Origin of the sequence: Nocardioides sp. (assembly GCF_031422975.1) — a bacterium.
Lineage (GTDB): Bacteria > Actinomycetota > Actinomycetes > Propionibacteriales > Nocardioidaceae > Nocardioides.
The window spans coordinates 1-7,596 of the sequence record NZ_JANPEO010000606.1 but is presented as its reverse complement, the minus strand read 5'-3'; the positions used below and the strand labels follow the sequence as shown (position 1 = coordinate 7,596).

The 7,596-nt window shown below is 68.5% G+C and carries 8 protein-coding genes; 2 read left to right on the top strand and 6 right to left on the bottom strand.

From position 1 onward, the window contains the following. Nucleotides 1–225: 225 nt before the first annotated feature. The 6 genes from RMO85_RS18010 to ligA form a co-directional block, all read right to left on the bottom strand. A complete protein-coding gene (locus RMO85_RS18010; RefSeq protein ID WP_310530096.1) occupies nt 226–1,470 on the bottom strand; it encodes a calcium-binding protein in 1,245 nt (414 codons plus the stop codon). Nucleotides 1,471–1,545: 75 nt separating this feature from the next. Then, on the bottom strand, nt 1,546–1,908 hold the full coding sequence (locus RMO85_RS18005; RefSeq protein WP_310530095.1) for a hypothetical protein: 363 nt from the start codon (nt 1,906–1,908) through the stop codon (nt 1,546–1,548). Nucleotides 1,909–1,969: 61 nt separating this feature from the next. Beyond that, the gene (locus RMO85_RS18000; protein ID WP_310530094.1) at nt 1,970–2,950 is read right to left on the bottom strand and encodes a hypothetical protein; all 981 of its coding nucleotides are present in this window, start codon (nt 2,948–2,950) and stop codon (nt 1,970–1,972) included. A gap of 10 nt (nt 2,951–2,960) precedes the next feature. After that, complete coding sequence (locus tag RMO85_RS17995; RefSeq protein ID WP_310530093.1) at nt 2,961–3,227, bottom strand: hypothetical protein; 267 nt, start codon at nt 3,225–3,227, stop codon at nt 2,961–2,963. Beyond that, entirely contained in the window at nt 3,224–3,535 is a 312-nt protein-coding gene (locus RMO85_RS17990) for a hypothetical protein (RefSeq protein ID WP_310530092.1), read from the bottom strand. Before RMO85_RS17990 ends, RMO85_RS17995 begins: the two co-directional genes overlap by 4 nt. Continuing rightward, on the bottom strand, nt 3,532–5,664 hold the full coding sequence (gene ligA, locus RMO85_RS17985) for an NAD-dependent DNA ligase LigA (RefSeq protein ID WP_310530091.1): 2,133 nt from the start codon (nt 5,662–5,664) through the stop codon (nt 3,532–3,534). The genes RMO85_RS17990 and ligA overlap by 4 nt, the downstream gene beginning before the upstream one ends. A gap of 160 nt (nt 5,665–5,824) precedes the next feature. On the opposite strand from ligA, the gene RMO85_RS17980 reads away from it, so the two are divergent. Further along, a complete protein-coding gene (locus RMO85_RS17980; protein WP_310530090.1) occupies nt 5,825–6,445 on the top strand; it encodes a TetR/AcrR family transcriptional regulator C-terminal ligand-binding domain-containing protein in 621 nt (206 codons plus the stop codon). 36 nt (nt 6,446–6,481) lie between these two features. Then, the coding region (locus tag RMO85_RS17975; protein ID WP_310530089.1) for an MFS transporter at nt 6,482–7,596 on the top strand (1,115 nt) is incomplete at its 3' end.

Below are 7,596 nucleotides of genomic sequence, written 5' to 3'. Positions count from 1 at the left end.
CTGCGGGTGTGCGACATCGTGCGTTCATGGTGCCCTCCTACGCACACCTGCGGAAGCGCTGAGTGCGCCGCTCTTGTCCGCTCGGTCGTGTCGCGGTTCGCAGGTGCACGGCGGCCGAACTCGCTCCACCGGCAACTGGCGGCGAACGACAGCCGGATCGGCTCTTCGCATGTCGTACGCCGCCAGTTCGTGCCCGACCGGCGTGCAGTCCCCCCAGTGCTTCGCTCAGCAGCTCCGGCGCCGCTCGATCAACTTGCACGTGTCCTTGCCGCCCATGCCGAATCCGATGTCGAAGCCCCTGCCGCCGATCAGCAGATCCTTCTCGTTGGAGCCGGTGAGCACGTCGGCACCGCCGCGGGCCTTGATGATGGCGCGGAAGTCGGGGTGGGCGTCGATGACCTCGCCCTTCTTGGTGCCCTTGTAGATCGTCTTCGCGTTACCCGGCAGCGAGACCTCGGTGAAGCTCTGGACCTTGCCGGTCACCGCGAGGGGCTGGAGCCTGGTCACCTTGGTCAGGCCCTTGCGCTGGTCGATCCGCACGGTCGGGAACAGGGCCGGGTTGGCGTAGGCGATGAGGCGCAGCTTGTCCTGCCCACCGTTGCCGATCACTTTGAACCCCGACTCACCCGGCACCGGCACGGTCACGGTGTCGCCGCCGGAGCCGCCCTTGATGATCGTCTTGTTGAGCGAGGTGTTGGTGATCGAGTCGGGGCCCGGGCCGCCGACAAGGGTGTCGTAGCCGGCGACGCTGACGATCTTGTCGTCACCGGAGCCGCCGTCGACGATGTCGTTGCCCGCGCTCTCGTTGCCATCTGGGGTGATCACGTCGTCGCCGTCCTGGCCGAACAGCTGGTCGTCACCTGCCATGCCGTAGAGCCGGTCGGCCTTGTAGGTGCCGCGGATGACGTCGTTGAACGCGGTGCCGACGAAGCCGATCGGCGAGCCCGCCGCAATCACGATGGTGTCGACGCCGTCGGCACCGACGGTGGCTGGTACGGCGCGGAGGTCGACCACCGCCGCGGCGGGAGCGCCGAAGTAGCTGATCGTGTCGGGGACGACATCCACGCCGGGCGAGACGGCCCGGGCGTCGTAGCCCGGGTCGACGTAGTCGTTGCCGGCGCCCGGGGTGATCGTGTCTCCGGTGCGGTGCAGGAGGCCGAACCCGTCGGCGGCGTACGCGTCGAGCTCGCCGTAGACCCGGTCGTCGTCGGGTCCGCCGGAGATCCGGTCCGCCCCGCCGCCCCCGCAGATGAGGTCGTTGCCAGCCAGACCCGAGATCGTGTCGTTGCCGTCGCCTGCCCAGATCACGTCGCGATGCGCCGTACCGGTCAGGTTGTTGGCCTTGGCGTTGCCGACGACCGTGGCCCGCTCCCCGGCGCAGGTCGGGGCGGCCGCGTGAGCGGGTGCGCCCAGCACGATGACCGGCAGGGTCAGGGCAAGGGAAGCGGTGATGGTGGGCAACAAGCGCATGGCTACCTCCGAGGATCGACATCCTGTGCTCTTCAGCCACAGGTGGGACGTCACGAACGTGGTGGAAGTTGTCAGTCAGGAAAGTTCGGGGTCGGCGGCCAGCGGATCGAACTCATCGTCCTGCTCGATGGCGATGCGGATGTCTTCCGCGTGCTCCTCGCTCATCCGGTTCAGGTGCCCGTCGAAGAGTGCGCCGTGCGGCGCGATTCCCTCGAACACCTCCTGCCAGGACTCGTCACCGTTCTCGATGTGCTCGGCGAGCCGCTGCATGTCCACACCCAGGCGCCCGGCAAGGGCGTCTCGTTGGAGCTCAGCACGCTCGTCAGGCGTGTGCACCGGGACGGCCCGACGACGGTCGAGGGCCTCACGCGCCAGAGCGAGCGCGGCCTGCAGCTCGCGGCGTGCCCCATCGATGTCATCGCTCCCGGGGCCGGGCATGTGGGTCACCGGGGGGACTCCCTTGTGCGGTGTGTGCGGAGTGGGCTGGTGTCGGCCAGGCTCAATTGGCGGCAGCGGGCTCGGGCGGAAGTGAGCTGAATGAGAAGGCGTTGATGATCATGATGATGCTGTCCTTGATCATGGTGATCGTGTTCCAGAAGACGGTGATCACCTTCCGGGCGTTGTTCACCAGCGTGATCGCCTCCTTGACGGTCTTGATCGCCTTCCACTGACCCCAACCCGGGATGTAGGCGCTCGAGAGTGCCGCCGACACGAGGCTGACCACGGTCTTGATGATGTCGACCACGACTTGGGCCATCTGGACGGCTTGCTCGACCATGTCGCGCAGGTGTCCGGCCATGCTCGTGCAGGACGTGGACTGGGTGGTCAGCGCCTCGATCCAGCTCGTCGTTCGCGCCGTCGCGTTCTGGGCGGCACCCCCGCCCCAGGTCTGGCCGACCCGGCCCAGGCCGGCGTCAAGGTTGCGTTGCACGGAGTCGACGCAGGCCGAGAGGTGTTCCCACGCCTCGGCCTGGAGCGAGGCCTTGGCGATGTCGCCCGCGATCCACTTGGTGACGTACTCCCGCGGGTCGGGGCCGCCGACCCACGTGATCAGGTCGCAGCACTTGTCGAGCAGGTATCCGAAGGAGATCTCGGGGAGGATCTCGCCGCTGTTGGACGGGGCCGGGATGGACCCGGCAGGGCGGGCGTCGGGAAACGTGACGGATCCCCCGTCGACGATGGCTGCGCCCAGACCGAAGGTCTGGGCCACCTGCGCGTCGGTCTCGGCGAAGTCCTCCCGAGTGAGGTCGAGGGCCGACGAGAAGCCGGTGAGCCGCTGCGCGTCGGTGTCGAGGACGCTGTGAAAACTACCGATCAGCGCCTCGTAGTCGCTGGTGATGAGCTCGAGGATCCGACCGAAGTCGCCGTCGGAGAGGTGGCTCCGGCTGTATTCCCCGGCCGTGCCCAGGTTGTCGCCGGCCCGCTCAACCTGGTCCGACCAGGCTCCCAGACTGGACAGGTCGACTCGCAAGTCAGTCACTTCATGCTCCTCAGGTCGTGGCCCACATGATCGCCACGGCGGCGACGTCGGCGGTCAGGATGCCCAGCCCCACGGATACGGCCGCGGGGACTGGTAGTTCCTTGCCCAGCGCAACGAAGCCTGAAACCAGCCCCGCGACTCCGACCACCGCGCCGACAGCGATCCACAGGTCCACCTTCGTGAGGAAACCGGCCACCAACACGATGAGTGAACAGAACGTGGCGAGGGTGAGCAGACCCTCGACGACCCAGCCGTACGGCGACCGACGCGGACTCATCCGGCGAACATCACCACGAGCAGGAGGACGTCCACCGCCAGCACGACCAGGATCGCCAGCCACGTGCGTGGGATCGACCAGCGCTTCGCGATGCTCATGAAGCCCACGGCTGCGCCGAGCACGCCAACGATGGGACCGACCACCACCCAGGGCTGCGACCCGGTCGCCACACCGGCGCCCACGACGATGAGTGAGAGCAGGATGACGCCGTTGGTCGTCCAGTCCCGCACGAAGCCCTCGGCGAGTCCCGCCAGGGCACCTGCCGTCCCTCCACGCTCGGGCAGGCCTTCTGGATCGGATCCGGTCATGGGACCACGCTACTTGCACCGCTCGTCTGCGAGCCGTTGGCCAGGAGCGCCACGAAGCCGGCTTCGTCGAGGATGGTGAGGCCCAGCTGCTCGGCCTTCTCCGCCTTGGAACCGGCATTCTCGCCGACCACGACGTAGTCGGTCTTCTTCGACACCGAGCCGGACGCCTTGCCGCCGCGGACGATGATCGCCTCCTTGACCGAGTCGCGGGTGTAGCCCTCGAGCGAGCCCGTCACCACGATCGTGAGCCCCTCCAGGGTGCGACTGACCGACTCGTCGCGCTGGTCGGCCATGGTCACGCCGGCCTCGCGCCACTTACGGACGATCTCGCGATGCCAGTGGGACTCGGGTCCGTCGAACCACTCGCGCACGGCGGCGGCGATCGTCGGGCCGACACCGTCGGTGTCGGCCAGGGTCGCCTCGTCGGCGTCCTGAATCGCCTGCATGGTGCCGAACTGGGTCGCCAGGGCCCGAGCCGCGGTGGGACCGACATGGCGGATGGACAGCGCGACCAGGACCCGCCAGAGCGGCACGCCCTTCGCCTTGTCGAGATTGTCGAGCAGCCGTCGTCCGTTGGCGGACACGACCCGGTCACCCTCCTCGCCCTTCCTGGCCGCGCGGGTGAACAGCTCGGTGGTGAGCAGCTTGTGGGCAGAGAGGTCGAACACGTCCCCCTCGTTGTCGATCACCTTCGCGTCGAGCAGGGCGACCGCCGCCTCGTAGCCCAGCCCTTCGATGTCGAAGGCGCCTCGACCCGCGACGTGGAAGACCCGCTCGCGCACCTGGGCCGGGCAGAACTGGTGGTTGGGGCAACGCAGGTCCTTGTCACCCTCCTTCTGCTGCGCCAGCGGTGTCTTGCAGGCGGGGCACTTCGTCGGCATCTGCCAGGGCCGCAGCCCCTTCGGACGCAGAGCCAGCACCGGCCCGAGGATCTCCGGGATCACGTCGCCGGCCTTGCGCAGGATCACCGTGTCGCCGGGGCGGACGTCCTTGCGCTTGACCTCGTGGGCGTTGTGCAGCGTCGCGTTCTCCACGGTCGAGCCGGCCACCAGGGTCGGCTCCATCACGCCGTACGGCGTCGCGCGGCCGGTGCGCCCGACGTTGACCCGGATGTCGAGCAGGACGGTGTTGACCTCCTCGGGTGGGTACTTGAACGCGATCGCCCACCGCGGCGCCCGGCTGGTCGAGCCGAGGCGCCGCTGCAGCGCCACGGCGTCGACCTTGATCACGACGCCGTCGATCTCGTAGGGAACGATCGTGTGGCGGTGCTCGCCGGCGTGCTCGACGTAGGCCTCCACGTCGGTGAGCGTGGGCAGCACCTCGACCTGCTCGGAGATCGACAACCCCCAGGCCGCGAGCGCGTCATAGGCGTGTGACTGGGCCTTGGGCTCGAACCCCAAGCGGGCGCCGATGCCGTGGCAGACCATGCCGAGGGCCCTGCTGGCAGTGACCCTCGGGTCCTTCTGCCGCAGCGAGCCGGCAGCAGCGTTGCGAGGGTTGGCGAAGACCGGCCTGCCGGCCTCGATCATCGACTCGTTGAGCCGCTCGAACGCCTCCTTGGGCAGGTAGACCTCGCCACGCACCTCGAGCAGCTCCGGCACCGGGAACTCGTCGGTGCCGCTCAGCCGGTGCGGGACCGCCGCGATCGTCTTGACGTTGGGCGTGACGTCCTCCCCCGTCGACCCGTCGCCGCGGGTGAGGGCGCGAACCAGCCGACCCTGTTCGTAGAGCAGGTTGATCGCCAGGCCGTCGACCTTGAGCTCACACAGCAGGTCCGGGGCGGCCACTCCGTCGCGGGCCAGCCGGGCGTGCCACGAGGCCAGCTCCTCGTAGGAGAACGCGTTGTCCAGGCTCTCCATCGGCTGCAGGTGATGGACGGCGGTGAAGTCGGTCGAGACCGCGCCACCCACCTTCTGTGTCGGCGAGTCGGGCGTGCGCAGATCGGGGTGGACGTCCTCGAGGGCCTCGAGCTCACGCATCCGGACGTCGAAGTCGGCGTCGTCGAGCGTCGGGTCGTCGAGCACGTAGTAGCGCCAGCGGGCGTCCTCGATCTCCTCGGAGAGCTGCTGGTGGCGCTCGCGGGCCTCGGGTGGCGCGGGCGCAGGCGCAGGGCTGTCCGACTCACTCATGGGGACAGTTTGCCCGTCCCCACCGACAGCTCGCAGCGCGGAGGCACCGTGTCCGGGGAATAGGGATGAAACGGATTTGTTCCAATCTCTCGTGGGGCGTACGCTCCATGAAACGAAACTGTTTCGTTCTATCCCATCGCCGAACCACCTGGACCCCACCATGACCGCGCACCCCTCCACCGACGCGACGGCCAGCCGACCGCGCGTCGAGGGAGACCGCGAGCAGGAGATCCTGCACGCCGCCCTCGACGTCCTGGCCGACACCGGCTACGACCGGCTGACCATGGACGCGGTGGCCACCGCAGCCAAGGCCAGCAAGGCGACGCTCTACCGTCGCTGGTCCACCAAGCAGGCCCTCGTCGTGGACGCCGTCTGCTCGCAGAAGTCCTCCGGCCCGGTGCCGGACACCGGCACGCTGCGCGGTGACCTCATCGCCCTCTACTGCGGACTGGGCGGTTTCCGCGATGCCCGCAGCCTCGCCGTCCTGGCCGCCGTCGTCACCGCCATGGCGCGCGACGAGGAGTTCGCGGAGACCTACCGGCGCGACTTCATCGCTCCCAAGATCGCCGCCTCTCGCGTGGTCTTCGACCGGGCTCTCGAGCGCGGCGAGATCAACGACCACGTCGATGTCGCACTGCTCGCACCAGCCCTGCCCGGCATCGTCCTGCACCGCGTCTTCCTCCTGGGCGAGGAGGCGACCCCCGACCTGATCGCCCAGATCATCGACCAGATCATCATTCCGGCCGCAACCTGTCCGCATCTGCCGACAGCCTCTGACTAAGACCTCCCGAGAACCCTCACACCACCAAGGAATCCCATGACTGACACGACAGCGGTCGCACCCGTTGTGACCCCTGAGGAGCACAAGCGCCTGCGCTGGGCGCTGGTCCTCATCTCGCTCGCACAGCTGATGGTGGTTTTGGACAGCACCATCGCCAACATCGCATTGCCGTTCATCGGCCGTGACCTCGACATCTCCCAGGCCAACCTCCAGTGGATCGTGACGGGTTACGCCCTCGCCTTCGGTGGCCTGCTGCTCCTCGGCGGACGACTCGGCGACCTGTACGGCCGTCGGGCCGTCTTCATGGCCGGCGTCTCGATCTTCGCCGTGGCCTCACTGACGGGCGGGCTCGCCCAGAACGAGGCCATGCTGCTGACGTCGCGAGCCTTCCAGGGCTTGGGCGCCGCCCTCGCCTCGCCGGCGGCGCTGGCGCTGATCACGACGACGTTCCCGGCCGGCAAGGAGCGCAACCGCGCCTTCGCCGTCTACGCCATGATGTCCGGCGCGGGTGCCGCGGTCGGTCTGATCCTCGGCGGCTGGCTCACCGGCATCCACAGCCTGGACCCGTTCGGCGTGCACGTCGACGGCTGGCGCCTGACGTTCCTCATCGTCGTTCCGATCGGCCTCGTGGCCGCCGCCCTGGCTCCCCGCTACTTCGAGGAGTCCGAGCGCCACTCCGGCGAGCTCGACATCCCCGGCGCCATCACCGGCACCCTGGGACTCCTCGGCCTCGTCTTCGGCTTCTCCCGCGCCGGCCAGGCGGCGCACGGCTGGGGCGACCCGGTGACGATCGCCTCGCTCGCCGCCGGTGTGGCGCTGTTGGCCATCTTCGCCGTGATCGAGTCGCGCGTCGAGCACCCGCTGCTGCCCATCCGCATCTTCGCCAACCAGACGCGCGCCGCGTCGTTCGCCGCGATGATGCTGATGCCGGCCGCGATGTTCTCGATGTTCTTCTTCCTCAGCCTCTACATCCAGAACATCATGGGCTACTCGCCGCTCAAGGCGGGCGTCGCGTTCCTGCCCTTCAGCGTCGGCATCGTCATCTCGGCCACCATCGTGTCCAACCTGGTGGGCCGGATCGATCCTCGCTTCATCGCCGGCATCGGCACCCTGATGGCCTCCTCGGCGCTGTTCGGATTCTCGCGACTCAG